Origin of the sequence: Winogradskyella litoriviva (assembly GCF_013249065.1) — a bacterium.
Lineage (GTDB): Bacteria > Bacteroidota > Bacteroidia > Flavobacteriales > Flavobacteriaceae > Winogradskyella > Winogradskyella litoriviva.
This window is the reverse complement of the sequence record NZ_JABRWQ010000001.1, coordinates 309,464-326,591: the sequence shown is the minus strand read 5'-3', so window position 1 is coordinate 326,591 and position 17,128 is coordinate 309,464. Positions and strand designations below refer to the sequence as shown.

The following is a 17,128-nucleotide window of genomic DNA, read 5'->3' as shown; positions in this document are numbered from 1 at the left end:
AATGGAGAAACAGTCAAGAAAGGGTTTGATTGATAGTTCTTCCCCTTTGGGGAAGTTAGAAGGGGCTGGAGGCATCTACATTCACATACCATTTTGCAAACAAGCATGTCATTATTGCGATTTTCATTTTTCAACATCATTGAAGAAAAAAGATGAACTGGTTAATGCTTTAGTAAAAGAAATAGAACTTAGAAAGTCAGAATTTAAAAGCACAACCGTTGAAACCATTTATTTTGGAGGCGGAACACCAAGTTTATTAACCAATGAGGAGTTGCAGTTTTTAATCGATTCGGTTTATAATAACTATAAGGTTTCAAAGAATCCAGAAATAACTCTAGAAGCAAATCCAGATGATTTATCTAAAGATAGAATTATTGAACTATCAAAAAGTAAAATCAATCGTTTGTCCATTGGTATTCAGTCTTTTTTTGAAGCCGATTTAAAACTGATGAATCGCGCACACAATGCAACCGAAGCAAAAGCTTGTTTAGAGGAAGCTACAAAGTACTTTAATAATATTTCTTTAGACTTAATTTATGGTATTCCAGGAGCTTCAAACGAGCAATGGTTGCAAAATATAGATATGGCTTTGGGTTTTGGTGTGCCACATATTTCAAGTTACGCCTTAACGGTTGAGCCAAAAACAGCTTTAGATTCGTTTATAAAAAAAGGGGTTATAGAAGATGTTGATGACGAGCAAGCACATGAGCAATTTCATTTGTTAAAAGAAAAATTAGAAGCTTCAGGGTTTATACATTATGAATTATCTAATTTTGGTAAAGAAGGGTTTTTTAGTAAAAACAATTCGGCATATTGGCAAGGAAAATCTTACTTAGGTATTGGTCCTTCGGCACATTCTTTCAACGGAAAACAACGTGGTTGGAATGTAAGAAATAATACAAAATATATTAAAGCATTAGAAGCTAATAAACTTCCTATTGAAATAGAAACCTTAACCCAAACAGATCAATATAATGAGTATATAATGACAGGTTTGCGAACTATTTGGGGTGTTTCTATACAAAAAGTAGAAAACGACTTTGGCATAGTTTTTAAGGATTACTTAATTGAGCAAGCAGAAATTTTTATAAATCAACAATTATTGTATATTGAAGATAAGCACATTCGTGTTACAAAAAAAGGGCAGTTTTTAAGTGATGGGATTGCTTCAGAATTATTTAAAATAAACTTAACGTGTTAACAACCATACAATACAATTCAAGAAAACTAAAAATAGATTTATCACAACCGTTAGATATTTCAATTCCTATTACAGGAGAAGCATCTAATGTAAATGCATGGTATATTGGACACCCTAAAATTGAACCAGAAGTTATAGATGGTAATTCAATTAGTGTAGCAAAAGGTGCAGTGGTAAATTTTAATACCATAAATTTTAATCCACATGCTCACGGTACACATACAGAAACCGTTGGTCATATTACAGAAAAAGTCTATTCTATAAATAAGTATTTAACTCAGTTTTTCTTTATAGCAGAAGTGGTTACGGTTGCACCAGAAAAATTAGGTAAGGATTACGTAATTTCTAAAAAGCAGTTACAATTTGCTTTAGGTAATAAAAAGCGTGAAGCGGTTGTTATTAGAACTATGCCAAATACGCGAGAAAAAATGTCTCGACAATATTCTAATACCAACCCTACGTATTTATTAGAAGATGCTGCAGAATATTTAAAAACTAAAGGCGTAAAGCATTTACTCATAGATTTACCAAGTGTAGATAAAGAACAAGATGGAGGTGAGTTACTGTCTCACAATGCATTTTGGAATACCAGCGGAAAGCTAAGATTAGATGCTACTATTACTGAGTTTATCTATGTGTCTAATAAAATAGAAGATGGTACTTACCTGCTTAATCTTCAAATAGCACCGATTGAAAATGATGCAAGTCCGAGTAAACCAATTTTGTATAAAGTAATAGCTTAATTTGCTATTACACTTAGATAATAAAATGTGACAAAACTTATTGTTAAAGTGTCAAAATAATATAGAATCTCCTACAAGAATTCAATAAGTATGTAGGTATATAAAAACAATTAATGGAAACTTTTTTTATAATAATCATCAGTATATTAGTCACCTTAGGCCTAGTAACCATTTATAAGCAATGGAGGACTAAGAAAGTCACTAATGATCAGTCTATTTTAATATTAGATAAAATAAAACGTGTCTGTAAATTTGTTACAGTTGAAGGTGATTTTGCAGAAATTTATCATTACGAAGACGTTAAGGAGAAATTCTTAAAACTTATTTCTAGTCGAAAAAAAGCCTTGGTAGTTATTAATGCAAAAGCACACGTTGGTTTTGATTTAAGCAAAGTACAAATGTCATCAAATCTTAAGTCAAAAACGGTTATTTTAACTCATTTTCCTCAGCCAGAAGTGTTGTCTATAGAAAGTAATATTAATTACTATGATAAAAGCGACGGTATGTTTAATAAGTTTGATGCATCAGATTTAACCGATTTACATACAAAAGCAAAAGCCCATATTATGGAGAAAATTCCAGAAAGTGGATTGTACAATGTAGCTAAGCAAGAAGCTCTAGAAGCCATAAATCTTATTGAAAACTTAGTAGAAACTATTGGTTGGAAATTAGATTACACAGCTTTAAAAATTGAAGGAGATAATAAGAAGCTATTAGAATGAACATAGAAGACTATAGAAACTATTGTATAAATAAAAAGGAGGTCACAGAACATTTTCCTTTTGATAATGATACGCTTGTTTTTAAAGTCTGTAATAAAATGTTTGCTTTAGCATCTTTAAAGAAATGGGAAAATGGAGAAGGTTTTATTAATCTAAAATGCGACCCAGAATATGCACAAGAGCTTAGATCAACTTACCAAAGTATAAAACCAGGATACCATATGCACAAACAGCAATGGAACAGTGTTTATATTCACACAGGTGAACTCTCGCCTAAACTCATATTAAAATTAATTGACCACTCATATAGTATGGTGGTAAAAGGGCTGCCTAAAAAGCTGAGAGCGAGTCTTTAGCAAAACATTCAACATAGTTCTATTTTATTTAAAGAATGTTTCTCTCCATTCGTCGCCTCAAAAAGTTGACTCACCGAAAAACGAATTTTTCACTTAATATATCATTTAGATTTGCGGTATAATTAATTCTTATAACCTCAATACAATGACTACTTTACTAATTTATGGAACACTTTTAATAGGGCATTTAAGCGTTTATTTTTACTTTAGAAATAACTTTAAAAGTTGTTTAATTCTTTCTCAAAGAAAAGCTAAGAAACACTCGCATATAGAAACAAAAGACAATCTTAATTCTAAAAACTTAAAAAATAATGCTGTGGATAATAAGCTTGTTTTGCTTAACAAAAGTCTTAGACAATTAGAGTTTATTTCAGAATTTGAAATGTATTTAGAAGAAAAAACACTCAAAAATTTCTCATTAGAATTTCTTCAAGAATTCAATAAAATTAAAATTGAAGCACAACTGTCTACCCTCAAAACTGCTGATATGATTACTAATCAAGTAAAAATTGCAGCTTAATAGAAATTATGCATCATTTACCATTCGTCGACACTTATCTACCACCCGACGATACATAGTTACACCTAACCGAATTTGAAAGATGTGCTTTCAATATTCAACTAATTTAGCTTAATATATAAAAGCATAATTAAATGAAATCCCTTAACATATTATTAATTGAAGACGACATGATAGAAGTAATGAAGCTCAATAGAGCGGCAAGTTCACTTCAATTAAATCATAAAGTAACAGAGGCAAATAATGGTGAAGATGCCCTAAAGATTTTAGAACAAAAAGATAATCTTCCAGATATTATTTTGTTAGATTTAAATATGCCAAAAATTAACGGAATAGAGTTTTTAAAAATTTTAAAATCCGATGATAGACTTAAGTATATCCCAACAATTATCTTAACAACTTCAAACAATCAACGCGATTTATTAGAATGTTATAAAGTTGGTGTAGCAGGTTATATACTTAAACCATTAAAATATGAAGAATATGTTTCCAAAATTGAAAAATTATTATCATATTGGAGCATCAATGAATTAATAACCGTATAAATTATGAAAGGAATTGTATTTACAGAGTTTTTAGAACTTGTAGAAGATAAATTTGGCTTAGAAATGGTAGATAGAATCATTTCTAGTTCAGAATTAGCATCTGATGGAGTTTATACGGCTGTAGGTACCTACAGTTTTTCTGAAATGTTACAGTTGCTTCAACATTTAAGTGAAAATACAGGAATTTCTATCGATAATTTACTTTTAGTATACGCAGAACATTTTTTTAGCGTTATAGAAAAAAGTTATCCAGGACTTTTGGCAACTTATAAAGACCCTATAGAAATGATTTCGTCTATTGAAAATCATATTCATGTAGAAGTTAGAAAAATCTATCCAGATGCAGAATTACCGACTTTTGAAGTTATAGAGAAAACAGATGATCATCTTGTTATGGACTATACTTCTAGTAGAGCAATGCATCACTTTGGGCTGGGATTAATGAATAAAACATTTGAACATTTTAATTCTACCGCTACTATAGAGTTAGAAAAAATTAAAGAAGATGGCACCAAGGTACGGTTTGTGATTAATAAAAATTAATGGACCAAGACCAAGTTGAGATATTAAAACGGGCTCTTAAAAGAGAAAAGAATGCTCGAAAAGCAGCAGAAAAAATCCTTGAAGAAAAATCAAGGGAACTCTACTTTACATCTCAAAAACTTGAAAACTTATTAGACGAAAAATCATCAGAATTACAAGGTGTCTTTGAAAACATAGTAGACGCTTATGTAGTAATGGACCTTAATGGAAAGATTTTAAAATTTAACGAAGCTGCTACTAAACTTTTTGGCTATGATATTGATAGAGATGATGTAAGAGTAGCTAAGCTTATATATAAAGACGATTTTCAATACGCTGAAGAGTGTTTTAAAAATTTATTATCTAAAGGCTTTTTTAAGGATTTTGAAACTAGAGTTTACACAAAATCTAAAGAAGTTAAATGGGTACACATTAATGGAAGTATTGTTTTTGATAAGAACAATAAACCAGTGGCAGCTCAAGGTATTGTTAGAGATATTACAGAAGAAAGAGCTTCTGAAGAAAAACTAATAGAATCAGAAAGCAGATTAGCTACATTAGTTTTAAATTTAGAGAGTGGTATTATATTAGAAGATGAAAATAGAAATATAGTACTTACCAATACAAAATTTTGTGAGCTTTTTAAAATAAATGCACAACCGTCAGACTTGTACGGTATGGATTGTGCTTCTGCTTCAGAAAAAAACAAAGTTTTATTTAAAAATCCAGAAGCGTTTATACAACGTATGCACGCCATTGATAAAGCTAAAGAAATTGTTATAGGCGATGAGTTAGAAATGGTAGACGGTACAATATTAGAGCGTAATTATATGCCAATTAATATTGGAGAAAAATCAAAAGGCTTTTTATGGACTTTTACAGACGTAACATTAAAACGTACATATCGCAAAAGATTAGAAGCACAAAAGCAAAAATATTATAGCATCATTGCCAATATGCATTTAGGATTGGTAGAGGTTAATAACGATGATGAAATATTAATGATTAATCAGAGTTTCTCAGAAATGTCTGGTTACCAAGAAGAAGAATTATTAGGTAAGCGTGGTGGAGAAATCTTTCCGGTAGAAGGCGGTTCTGAACTTATTGAAATTGAAAATAAAAAAAGACAAAAGGGGGAGTCTAACTCTTATGAACTTAAAGTAAAAACCAAGCAAGGTGATATAAGGTATTGGCTAATTAGTGGAGCTCCAAATTTTAATTTAAATGGAGACGTAGTTGGTTCTATTGGTGTACATTTAGATATTACCGAATTAAAGGAGTTAGAACTTCAGAAAGAAAAATTACTTGGTAAATTAGAAAAGAGTAATGATGAATTACAAGAATACGCACACATTGTCTCTCACGATTTAAAATCGCCTTTACGAAGTATTGATGCATTAGTCAGTTGGCTAAAAGAAGATAATAAAGGAAAATTAGATGACATGAGTTTAAAGAATTTTGAACTCATAGAAGCAACTCTAGAAAAGATGGAACAACTAATCACAGATGTGTTAGATTATTCTAGTGTTGGTACAGAAAGGACCGAAACAGAAGATGTAGATTTAGATAAATTGCTAAAAGATTTAACTACAATTCTATATATTCCAGAACATATTAATATAAATACATTACATCCTTTACCAATAATTAAAGGAGACGCCATAAAGTTACAGCAGCTTTTTCAAAATTTAATTAGTAATGCAGTTAAATTTATAGATAAAGAAAAAGGCTTAATAACAATAGATGTAGAGGATTTAAAAAGTCATTACAAATTTTCAATACAAGATAACGGAATTGGTATAGAGAAGCAATTTCACGATAAAATATTTAAAATATTCCACGCTTTAAATAAAAGTAAAGATTCTACAGGAATAGGATTGTCCATAGTTAAAAAAATTGTCGATTTACACGAAGGCCAAATATGGTTAGAAAGTCAACTCACGGTCGGAACTACCTTTTATTTTACACTTAAAAAATAAACATGAAAATAGTACAATTAGTAAAACAAAATAATAAAGATTGGACCTACGTGGGTGAAAATCAAAAATTAATAGAACCATTAGTTATTGTATTCGGAAATCGTCTTCTTTTAGAAGATGCTTCTATTTACGACGAAGTGAAAGGTTTGTTTCCAGATGGTCAAATTGTATTTGGATCTGCTTGTGCCGAAATTTCATCGAGGACAGTAAACGAAAATAGCATTACGATAACCGCTATGGAATTTGAAAAAAGTAAGTTCATCATAAAAACCAGTAATGTTTTAAACACAGATTTAGATAGTTATAAAACAGGTAGTGATCTTATAAAACAATTTCCAGAAAAGGGACTAAAATATGTATTTGTAATCTCAGAAGGTAGTTTTATAAATGGCAGCCAGCTGACACAAGGAATGAGTACAACCAACAACGGAAATCTATTAATTACAGGTGGTTTATGTGGTGATGATACACGTTTTGAAAAAACATTAGCATCCTATAATGAAAATCCTAAAGAAGGCGAATTAGTTGCAATTGGCTTTTATGGTGACACACTAGAAATCTCATTTTCTATCCATGGTGGTTGGACGCCTTTTGGACCAGAACGAACCGTAACAAAATCCGAAGGAAATACACTATATGAATTAGATGGTTTACCTGCTTTAGATTTGTATAAAACCTATTTAGGAGAAAAAGCCAAAGATTTACCAGGCGCAGCATTATTATACCCATTAAATGTAAAATCTGAAGATGAAGAGCAATCAATAGTAAGGTCTATTCTTAATATTAACGAAGAAGAAAACGCTGTTATTTTAGCTGGTGATATTAAGCAAAATTCTAAAGTACAATTGATGATGACCAACGTTGATAACATTGCAAACGCATCTGAGCGTGCTGCAAGACAGGCTTTAGAATTTAGACAAAACAAACCAGAAGTTGCTTTGTTAGTGAGTTGCATAGGAAGAAAGTTAGTCCTAGATCAAAGGGTAGAAGAGGAGATAGATGAAGTCATAGAAATTCTAGGAGAAGGCACTGCTGTAAGTGGTTTTTATTCATATGGTGAAATTGCACCATTTCACGGAGAAATGGCGTGCCAGTTACACAACCAAACAATGACCATAACATTAATCAGTGAATAATGAATTCATTACTTAAACGTCAATTGCGTAAGTATTTAAGTGAAGAATTAAAATCTAGTGAAGAATTAAAATCATTTCTTGCCGCTGTAGATAGCTCTTACAATAATTTTGATGAACAATCAGCAATGATTCAAAGAGCCATGTCCATTAGTTCAGATGAATTATATAGCGCTAACAGAAAATTACAAGAGGAAGCAAAAGAACAAAAAGAATTAATTGATAAACTAAAGGAAGTTATCAATACACTTAAGTTTTATAACCTTAAAGAAGATGAAAAGGCTAATGCTGTAGCATTAAAAAGTTCAGATTTAGTTGATTTTATAGATAATCAAACCAAAGAGATTATCGAAATGAACAAACAAAAAGAATCGCTTTTAAACGAACTTGCCTATCAAAATCAAGAGCTTAGTGATTATGCACACATGGTTTCTCATGATCTTAAATCACCTCTAAGAAGTATAGATACTTTAACGGCTTGGTTAAAAGAAGACTATAAAGATGCTTTTGACGCTAATGGTGAAAAAACATTAGACCTTATTAGAACTAATGTAGAAAAAATGGATACCTTAATAAACGGTATTTTAGAGTATTCAACCATAGGAAAAAATCAAATAGAAGTCTATGATGTCGATATTAATAAGTTAGTAGATAATATTTTAACTATTATTCAAGTTCCTAAACATATTATAATTACTAAATCAGATTTGCCGATTATAAAAGGTGATAAATATAGATTACAACAATTATTTCAAAATTTAATAGGAAATGCAATTGCCTATAACGACAAGCAAAAAGGAACCGTTGAGGTAAGTGCTGAAGATAAAGGGAAGTTTTGGCAGTTTTCTATTAAAGATAACGGGAAAGGTATTGAAGAAGCTTATTTCGAAAAAATATTTAAAACCTTTGAGAAACTAGACAATAATGGAGTGTCAACAGGTATTGGTTTATCTATAGTTAAGAAAATTGTAGATTTATATGGCGGAAAAATTTGGTTAACATCTCAGCTAAACAAAGGCACAACGTTTTATTTTACTCTAAAAAAACAACCCAATGGAGCAGCCTAATTTATCATATATTAATAGTATGTCTGGAGGAGACAAGGCTTTTGAGAAAAAGTTAATAGACATTATAAAAGGGGAGTTTCCTGAAGAGAAAAAAGTGTATTTCCAAAACTTTGAAGCAAAGAACTATCAACTTACCGCAGAGAACGTTCATAAACTTAAACATAAAATTAGTATTTTAGGCCTCGAAAAAAGTTATGATGTAGCTGTTAATTATGAGAATAACCTCATAGATGGCAATACAGATGGAAGAATTGAATTTGAATCTATTCTCCAAATCATGACAGATTTTTTAGAGACCTTATAAGATTATTTTATGAATTGTATTATTATAGATGATGAAGCTACGGCAAGAGCTATTATTGGCCAATTGTGCACTAATGTTCCTAGTTTAAAAGTACTAGAAGACTTTCCTAATGCGCTTCAGGCCATAAAATATTTAAATCAGAATGAAGTTGATTTAATATTTTTAGATATACATATGCCAGACTTTACAGGTTTCGATTTTATAGATACAATAAAAAATCCACCTAATATTATCCTTACAACTTCAGACCCAAACTTTGCTATTCAGGCATTTGGTTACGATTGTATTGTAGATTACTTAGTAAAGCCTATAACTCCAGAACGCTTCCAAAAAGCCATCGATAAAGCCGCAGCTATAAAGCCTAAGGCATCTGAACCAAAGAGTAAAACATCTGGTCAAGTAGAAACCAGTTCTGGCAACGACCTTTATGTTAATATTGATAGACGATTAATAAAAATAGATATTCCAAGTATTTATTTAGTAGAGGCTAAGGGTGATTATATCCAAGTAAAAACGGATGATAAAAATTACACAGTTCATTCTACATTAAAGAAAATAGAAGAAAAACTTCCAAACGATTTATTTCTAAAAATACATCGTTCTTATATTATTAATGTCGATAAGATTATTGATATTGAAGATAATAGTGTTTTAATTAAAAAGGATGTAATTCCTGTAAGTCGTTCTAATCGACCAGAATTAATGAAGCGTCTTAATTTACTTTAATACCACTCGTCTAAACTTAATGGTATTTTAACTTCACAATAATTCCATCCATCTAAAAAAAATAAAACAAAGACTTATTACCTATACCTTTGAACTGAGATCGTAGGATTAACGGTTGAAGATTAATGGTTTTACTTAAGGCAAAAAGATATCTTTTTGCCTTTTTTAAGTTCTTTGTTTTAGTGTAAACGTCTTGTCTTTATGTAGTTACTGTTCGTCGAAGCTTCTTGTTTCGCTTATCGAAAAACTAAAATTTGAGGAGACAATCAGAATAATTTTGTCATGAAATTAAAATAATTATCATGAAAAAATTATCCCTCTTATTTATCATTTTACTATTTAGTACATCATTTTTTTCTTGTTCTGTTGAAGATGATATGTCAATTCCCGAAGTCTATAATACACAAAATATTATTGTGGAATATAATCTAATAGACCATCAAATTGTTGAGTTAATTAATATTTATAGAGCGTCATTAAATTTAAATCCTCTTACTATGTTAAATGAAGCTTCAAAAGAAGCTATTGCTCATAATAATTATATGATTAATCAAGGTATAATTAGTCACGATTATTTTTATATCAGATCACAGAATTTAATAGACAATGTAGAGGCAAAAAAAGTTTTAGAAAATGTAGGTTATGGTTTTTATAATGCAGAATCAGTGGTCTCAGCTTGGTTAAATAGTGAAGGTCATAGAGAAAATATAGAAAACCCAAACGTTACCGATATTGGCATTTCATCTGCACAAGATGAAAACGGTAAATACTACTATACAAATATTTTTGTAAAACTATAGAGTGTTATTAAGTATCGTTTGTAATCAATTTGATTTTATCCCCTTAAAATTGATTATTACATAACCCTAAATTAATATCTATAGTGTGAGGCAAAGGAGAAATCTTTTGCCTCTTTTTTTATAAAATAAATCTAAAATCTAAGGTAAAAACCATTCGTCTATAGTAATTGGTTAACTAACGTTATTAGAGTTTGGTCAATCGAAAAAACAAATTAAACGCCTTATTACCCAGTAAATTTGTTCCAGAATCTAATAGAAAACAGGTTATGAATACACTTTACACTTTAAAAAATCAATTATTACTAATCGTCTTAGCACTATTAAGCACTAATATACAAGCGCAAGATGTCCCTTTTAATTGTGATTACAATGCGTACTTATTTCAGTATAATGATGTTTATGCTATTGATTTAGCTTCTGGTAATTCTTACCAAGTTGCAGCCGACGTAACACCAGGTAGTATTAATGCCGCAGCATATAATCCTGCAGATGGGTTTATTTGGGGTTCATTGAGTACACCAGCAAAATCTATTGTAAGAATTGGTAAAGACTTTAATACAACTACATTTTATATAGATGAGTTACCAACAAATGGTCGTTATGTAGGTGATGTTAGTGCAGATGGTATTTATTATTTAAAAGGAGGCGGTACTACTTTTTATAAAATAGACTTGAACCCAGAATCTACTAATTATACACAGCATCAATCTACAGAAACTTTATCTCAAAATATTAGTATACATGATTGGGCTTTTAATGCTGTAGATGGTCAGATTTATGCCGTGGCAAAAAACTCGAATATATTATATCGAATAAATCCTGATAATGGTCAAGTGTTAGCTTTAGGAGAAGTGCCTATTTTATCTGGATTAAATTATACTTTTGGTGCCGTTTATTTTGATAATGAAGGTCGTTTTTATGTCTCTGCTAACGAGACAGGAACTATTTACGTTATTCAGGCGGTACAAACGGTACAATCAACCGACGATATTGAGTCTAATCTTTTTGCTTTTGGACCTTCAAGTAGTAGTAACGATGGCGCACGTTGCCCAACAGCACCAGTTTTACAAGAAATTTGTGATAATGGTATTGATGATGATGGCGACGGACTTATAGATTGTGAAGACCCTTCATGTTCAGGTTTTGGAATGTGTGATGTTATTGCACCTCCAACATCGAGCTCTAATGCTGGCGGATTAGAAAGTAATAACAGGTTGTCAGAACAAATTAATGCACGTAATTTTAAAAGAGCAAAAACAGGTTATAAATTTGATGTAAACAAAGCACCAAGAGCAGTAAAAGGCTTAAGTTATGCTAGTAAAAGCGCTAATTCTACCTTTACATTACAAGATTTTGTGCCACTAACAACTATTAATGAAGATGAAGCTATTGAAGCATCGCCTTCAGATTTAATAGGTATTACCAATGCAACGGAAATCTATGCTTTAGATTACCTAAAAAACAATAATCCAGTCGCTTCAGTATTAGCATTAAAAACGGAAAACGGAGTTTACGAGCACACAAAATATATTTGTGATCGTCTATTAGGAGCAGAGTTAATATCAGTATCTACCATAGATATTAATGGGCAACAGTTTATAAAATCTATTATTAAAAACGAAGATGGGACTTTTGAATTTGTATTAAGTCTTTCTGCAAAAGTGATTAATAACGAAGCTAATTTTGCGATAGAGAGCCATTGGAATTTAGATCAATACGAAGAGAATGTTACTTTTTATAACTTCCAAATTTGGTCTAATACTATTGACGATTTATACTTATTAGGACAAGAAGTTTTAAACTTATTAAATATTGAAAAATCAATAGTAAGTTATAACAATTCTACACCACCAACAGTTTTTGTTAGAAAAGGAGGTTATACTAATGGCGGATTAGATTTGCAGATTATTAATACAAATGCAACACAAAGTGTTGTGCTAGATGCTGGTTATAGAAGCACAGAAACAGAAGCTTTTGAAAACCTTAATTCTACAATTAATTTAAACGGTAATTATATAACTAATCTTAGAGTAGAAACCGGAAATCTTTTTGATATAGGATTTAGAATTGGCGATGGTGTTGCCACACCAGACGATTTATTTATGTCAGATGGTCCTTGGGGAATAGATGATTCGCAAGACGGGACACAGGTAATAAATTATAACGTTACAACTAATACAACAGAATTTGAATCTACAGATTACCCAATAGAGCGTAATGTAGAATTAGAGGCAACAACTAGCAGTTATGTTGCAGCCTATAGAGCATTAACACCAAGATTTAAAGCTGTAGATGTTACTGAATATAACAGTTTTCAATTCAGCGCAAGCGGTACTGGTAATCTAGAAATAACATTTGTAAAAGAAAGTGTTACCAATTGGGAAGCTCAATTTAAAACAACAGTAGTTTTAACCAACACAGTACAAGACTACACAATAGATATAGAAGATCTAGAAAACAATACGCTTGATATAGCTGAGTTAAACGATGTGGTTACCATAGTATTTACAATGGTTGCAGAAAATGGAGTATCAACTACTAAAGTTATGAATTTAAATAATTTAAGATTCTCGCAAACAGCTGCATTATCTCTTAATAACTACAATTCTAAAGAGGCAACATTATCAGTATATCCTAATCCAATGAGCACACACGCAACTATTGAGTTTGAATATAACCAAACTGAAACCTTACAATTAGTAATGTACGATCAGCTAGGAAAAGAAATTTATAAAAAATCATTTGATGCTGTACCAGGAACAAACAGCATTACCATAAACAGAGAGAATTTAAGCTCAGGCTTATATTTCTGTAAAATCGTTAATAATCAAAATAATTTTAATCCCTTAAAATTGATTATTAATTAATAACCCTTAGTTAATTCCTTATGGTAATAGGCAAAAGCGAAAGCTTTTGCCTATTCTTTTTTGCTCAGGATTCAGTTAATTTGGTATATTTATAACTGAAACATTTTAAAATGAACTATTTATATGTTTTCTGTAAAAAAGAATAAGGATTAAAATGAACTAGTATAGAAAAGATTTTGACCAACAATTATATCTAAGAGTTGTATTTAATCATTCAACCACCAACCAATGATAAAATTCTTTAGAAAAATTAGGAAAAACCTGCTTTCAGAAGGAAAAACAGGAAAATATTTTAAATATGCAATTGGAGAAATTGTACTTGTGGTAATAGGGATTGTTATTGCGCTTCAAATAAACAACTGGAATGAAAAACGAAAGAGCGATAATATTTTAGAAAATTATTACCATCAAATAGTAACAGAATTGGCTAAAGACTATAATCGTATTCACTATGATTTAAATAATTTAGAAGCAAATTACTTAGTCACTTACAACGAATTTGTAAAAAAACTACCAACTCAAAAAAGTCCTAAAGCAATAATAATAAGTTCTGAAAAACTTGAATATACTACTCCTGTCTATACTAACTTTAACACCAATACTATAGCAACCTTACAAGCCACAGGTGACATAAAATTGATGCCTACAGACATTAGAAACAAACTCATTGAACTAAAAAATGATCAAGACAGGACTTACAAAGCAAGTAAGGAAAATTATGATTATTTTTTAAAAGAAATAGGTAGAGCGACAGCCTTAGGGTACAACCCTAATTTTATATCATTAAATGGAACAAATACAGTAAATGAGCAACTTTATAGGGATTTAGAAATAGAAGATAATTATTCAGAAATTGCTCTTATTATAGTGTCTTCCTATTTTGCGAAAAATTTAGGAGAACTTGACACTTTTAGGAGTTTAAAATCCATACAAGAAGATGCAAATAGTCTTTTTCTATTGATCAATGAAGAGTTAGGTAACCCTTACAAGGATATTGAAAGAGTTACACGTAAATACAAAACTTTGGATAAACTGTTAAATACAGGAAAAACATCTGATGAAATTATTGCGGTAATAAAAGCTCAAGATAGAGAAGATCCAGAATATAACATTTCAGAACGCTATATTAACTCTGTAGGCTATTATTACTTAAATACGTTGAAACAGCAAGAAGATGCTTTAAAAATTTTTAAACTTAATATAGAATTGTATCCAGAATCGTGGAATCCTTATGATAGTTATGGCGAGGGCTTATTGCATATAGGAGATAAAGAACGTGCAATTAAATTCTACAAAAAATCACTTGAATTAAATCCTGATAATGAAAATGCAATTAAAGTATTGAAAGAATTAGGTATAGAGATATCTAAATAGCTTATAATTTTAATAGAGGTAAATAAGAATTATTAGAAGAAGGTAGAATAATCTCTTAAAGACTTTGTTCTACCTTTTCATATTATTTAAACTCTTTAAGAGTTTAAGTTTTGGTGTGCATCTGTAATTTTTATAAATGAGCTTTTTAATTTTTAAGAACTACCTTTTTCATAAACTGCCATTTAAAACGTAAGCCAATTTCAGTGAAGGTAAACCCAGCAGCTGTTGCAGAGGCTATATTACTTCTTGTGCCATAAATATTTAATAAACTGCGCTCAGAGAATTTATAACCAAAAGCACCTTGTATTCTATAAGCTGTTATTTTTGGGTCGTCTTCAATATACTGATAACCAAAAGCTGCAGTGGCATTGTAAAACCATTCGTTTGGTTTTGCTACAGCTTCGTCTTTAATTAAGTTTATAAATACTTCGTAAGCATTAAATTTCTCAGGACTAAAGTAAATTGTTGGTAACTGATCTTTAAACGTAATATGTTGGTAATTAAAACCAACTTTAACTGATGGTTTTGGTAATATATTATAATATAATGATGTAAATAATAAGTTCCTTTTATTACCATCGTTTTGAGATGTATGCATTAATTGGGTAAACCAGCCTAAGTTAAAATTGGTACCTAAATTATAATTTGCGTAGTAATTATTCTGTACTAATTCTCGGTCTAACAAATCAGCATTAAAACTTTCAATTTGTCTTTTATAACCAATATCTAAAGTTTGTAATTTAAAAGATTTAATATTAAAAGACAGGTCGGTTAAAAGTTGTGTGTAGTCTTCAGTTTCAGCTTTTGCAGACGTCATGCCTGCAGTTCCTTTAAAGGTAATACTAGGTATAAACTTGTAAGATAAACCTAAAGAAAGGTTGTTAGACGTTGCACTATTATCGGTAATGGTATTATTGGTTGTACGGTAATTGTAGTTTCCTAATAAAGCAAACTTTGTGGATAAGGGAAATATTACATTGTTATTAAAAGCGAAGGCTTTATTGTCTCCATTATCAAAAGTATGAGATGCTTTAGATTCTAGTGTAGGAGCAAAGCTATTATTTAACTGGTTAATAAAGTTAGTAGCATCTTTTTGTTTATCGTAAAACTTTAACGTGTTTTCTGCTGAGGTATAGGCTTCATCTGTATAACCTAAAGCTTTTAGAACATTTGCTTTTCCGAGGTTACCATCAAAAGATGTACTGTCGTTTACTAATATTTGGTTGTAGTCCGTTAAACTCTTTTTAAAATTACTCTTATAAATATTTAAGGTCGCACGTAAAGCTAAGACCCAGTTTTTGTTTGGGTCTTTAGTAATTAAAGCATCAATTAAGGCTTTTGCGCTTTTAAATTTTTTATTCCAGATTAATGCTTGTGCATAACGTTCTATGGTTTGTTTAGTAATGTTTTGGTCTATATTTTCATTAAGACTATTATAAGCTTCAGTACTTATACTTAAGGCTTTCTTTTCTTTACCATTAAGATGTTCTACTAAAGCCAAACCATTAAGAGCAATGATTTTATGCTCTGGTTGTTCTGCTAATCTATTGTACATTATTTTTGCACTGTCTAGTTTATTCCATATTAAATATAGATTAGCTAAGTTTAATAAAGTGTCTTTGTCATCTCCAAACAACTCTAGGTTTTTGGTTAAGAGTGCTTCGGCTTTATCATAATTTTGCGCTTGTTGATTTTGGTAGGCATAACCTAAATAGATATACTTTTTAGAAACCATGGCATTTGGGTTTCCTGGAGAAACATCTAATGCTTTGTTTACCATTACTAAAGCATCTTCGTATTCTTTTAAGTTAGACAGCGTATTGGCATAGCCCAATAGTGCGGCAAAACTCTTTGGGTCTTCTGTTACTAAACCATTATAGTAAACTTTTGCATCTGCGAAATTGTTATTCCATAAAAGAGATTCTCCGTAGTTTAATTTTACTTCAAAATCATTTGGGTAATCAGCTAGTAGATTTGTAAATAATTCATTAGCCTTTTTAGCTTTTCCGTTAAGTCCAATAGCACGTCCATAACATAGGCGTGCTGTTTTATTAGTAGGATAGTCTTTTAATATTGTATTAAAAAATGTTTCTGCTTGTGCATACTTTCCGGTTTCTAAATAAGTAAACCCTTCTTTCATGTCTTGAGCGGTTGCGCTAAAAACAATAAAGAATAATGCAATATTAATAAGTGATTTTAAAGTCATAATCTTCGTTTGATTTTCTAATTGCAAGTTAAGCACTATTTGTGGTTCATTCATCTACACCAA

General features: G+C 30.5%; 16 protein-coding genes. 15 read left to right on the top strand and 1 reads right to left on the bottom strand.

Annotation, left to right across the window (positions count from 1 at the left end; genetic code table 11):
* Position 1: 1 nt before the first annotated feature.
* From hemW to HNV10_RS01235, 15 genes are all read left to right on the top strand, one after another.
* On the top strand, positions 2 to 1,201 hold the full coding sequence (hemW, locus tag HNV10_RS01305; RefSeq protein ID WP_173299523.1) for a radical SAM family heme chaperone HemW: 1,200 nt from the start codon (positions 2 to 4) through the stop codon (positions 1,199 to 1,201).
* Positions 1,195 to 1,944: a cyclase family protein gene (locus tag HNV10_RS01300; protein ID WP_173299522.1), complete on the top strand. Its 750-nt coding sequence runs from the start codon at positions 1,195 to 1,197 to the stop codon at positions 1,942 to 1,944. The genes hemW and HNV10_RS01300 overlap by 7 nt, the downstream gene beginning before the upstream one ends.
* Before the next feature lie 113 nt (positions 1,945 to 2,057).
* Positions 2,058 to 2,666: a DUF4230 domain-containing protein gene (locus HNV10_RS01295; RefSeq protein ID WP_173299521.1), complete on the top strand. Its 609-nt coding sequence runs from the start codon at positions 2,058 to 2,060 to the stop codon at positions 2,664 to 2,666.
* A complete protein-coding gene (locus HNV10_RS01290) occupies positions 2,663 to 3,022 on the top strand; it encodes an MmcQ/YjbR family DNA-binding protein (protein ID WP_173299520.1) in 360 nt (119 codons plus the stop codon). Before HNV10_RS01295 ends, HNV10_RS01290 begins: the two co-directional genes overlap by 4 nt.
* A gap of 145 nt (positions 3,023 to 3,167) precedes the next feature.
* A complete protein-coding gene (locus HNV10_RS01285; protein WP_173299519.1) occupies positions 3,168 to 3,542 on the top strand; it encodes a hypothetical protein in 375 nt (124 codons plus the stop codon).
* 134 nt (positions 3,543 to 3,676) lie between these two features.
* Positions 3,677 to 4,087 carry a response regulator gene (locus HNV10_RS01280; RefSeq protein WP_173299518.1) on the top strand — a complete coding sequence of 137 codons (411 nt, stop codon included), beginning with the start codon at positions 3,677 to 3,679 and terminating at the stop codon, positions 4,085 to 4,087.
* Between the two features lie 3 nt (positions 4,088 to 4,090).
* The gene (locus HNV10_RS01275) at positions 4,091 to 4,630 is read left to right on the top strand and encodes a heme NO-binding domain-containing protein (protein ID WP_173299517.1); all 540 of its coding nucleotides are present in this window, start codon (positions 4,091 to 4,093) and stop codon (positions 4,628 to 4,630) included.
* Positions 4,630 to 6,588, top strand: coding sequence for a PAS domain-containing sensor histidine kinase (locus HNV10_RS01270; RefSeq protein WP_173299516.1), 1,959 nt, complete (start codon positions 4,630 to 4,632; stop codon positions 6,586 to 6,588). Before HNV10_RS01275 ends, HNV10_RS01270 begins: the two co-directional genes overlap by 1 nt.
* A gap of 2 nt (positions 6,589 to 6,590) precedes the next feature.
* Positions 6,591 to 7,724, top strand: a complete 1,134-nt coding sequence (locus tag HNV10_RS01265; RefSeq protein ID WP_173299515.1) for an FIST signal transduction protein — start codon at positions 6,591 to 6,593, stop codon at positions 7,722 to 7,724.
* A complete protein-coding gene (locus tag HNV10_RS01260) occupies positions 7,724 to 8,788 on the top strand; it encodes a sensor histidine kinase (RefSeq protein WP_173299514.1) in 1,065 nt (354 codons plus the stop codon). Before HNV10_RS01265 ends, HNV10_RS01260 begins: the two co-directional genes overlap by 1 nt.
* Positions 8,775 to 9,092: an Hpt domain-containing protein gene (locus tag HNV10_RS01255; RefSeq protein ID WP_173299513.1), complete on the top strand. Its 318-nt coding sequence runs from the start codon at positions 8,775 to 8,777 to the stop codon at positions 9,090 to 9,092. Before HNV10_RS01260 ends, HNV10_RS01255 begins: the two co-directional genes overlap by 14 nt.
* A 9-nt stretch (positions 9,093 to 9,101) precedes the next feature.
* Entirely contained in the window at positions 9,102 to 9,818 is a 717-nt protein-coding gene (locus tag HNV10_RS01250) for a LytR/AlgR family response regulator transcription factor (RefSeq protein WP_173299512.1), read from the top strand.
* Positions 9,819 to 10,120: 302 nt separating this feature from the next.
* Positions 10,121 to 10,618, top strand: a complete 498-nt coding sequence (locus HNV10_RS01245; RefSeq protein WP_194241000.1) for a CAP domain-containing protein — start codon at positions 10,121 to 10,123, stop codon at positions 10,616 to 10,618.
* A gap of 266 nt (positions 10,619 to 10,884) precedes the next feature.
* Entirely contained in the window at positions 10,885 to 13,485 is a 2,601-nt protein-coding gene (locus HNV10_RS01240) for a T9SS type A sorting domain-containing protein (RefSeq protein ID WP_173299511.1), read from the top strand.
* A 228-nt stretch (positions 13,486 to 13,713) separates the two neighbouring features.
* Entirely contained in the window at positions 13,714 to 14,859 is a 1,146-nt protein-coding gene (locus HNV10_RS01235) for a DUF6090 family protein (RefSeq protein ID WP_173299285.1), read from the top strand.
* Positions 14,860 to 15,004: 145 nt separating this feature from the next.
* Here the strand turns inward: HNV10_RS01235 and HNV10_RS01230 are convergent, their stop codons facing one another.
* Positions 15,005 to 17,065: a tetratricopeptide repeat protein gene (locus HNV10_RS01230; RefSeq protein ID WP_173300036.1), complete on the bottom strand. Its 2,061-nt coding sequence runs from the start codon at positions 17,063 to 17,065 to the stop codon at positions 15,005 to 15,007.
* Between the last annotated feature and the right edge of the window lie 63 nt (positions 17,066 to 17,128).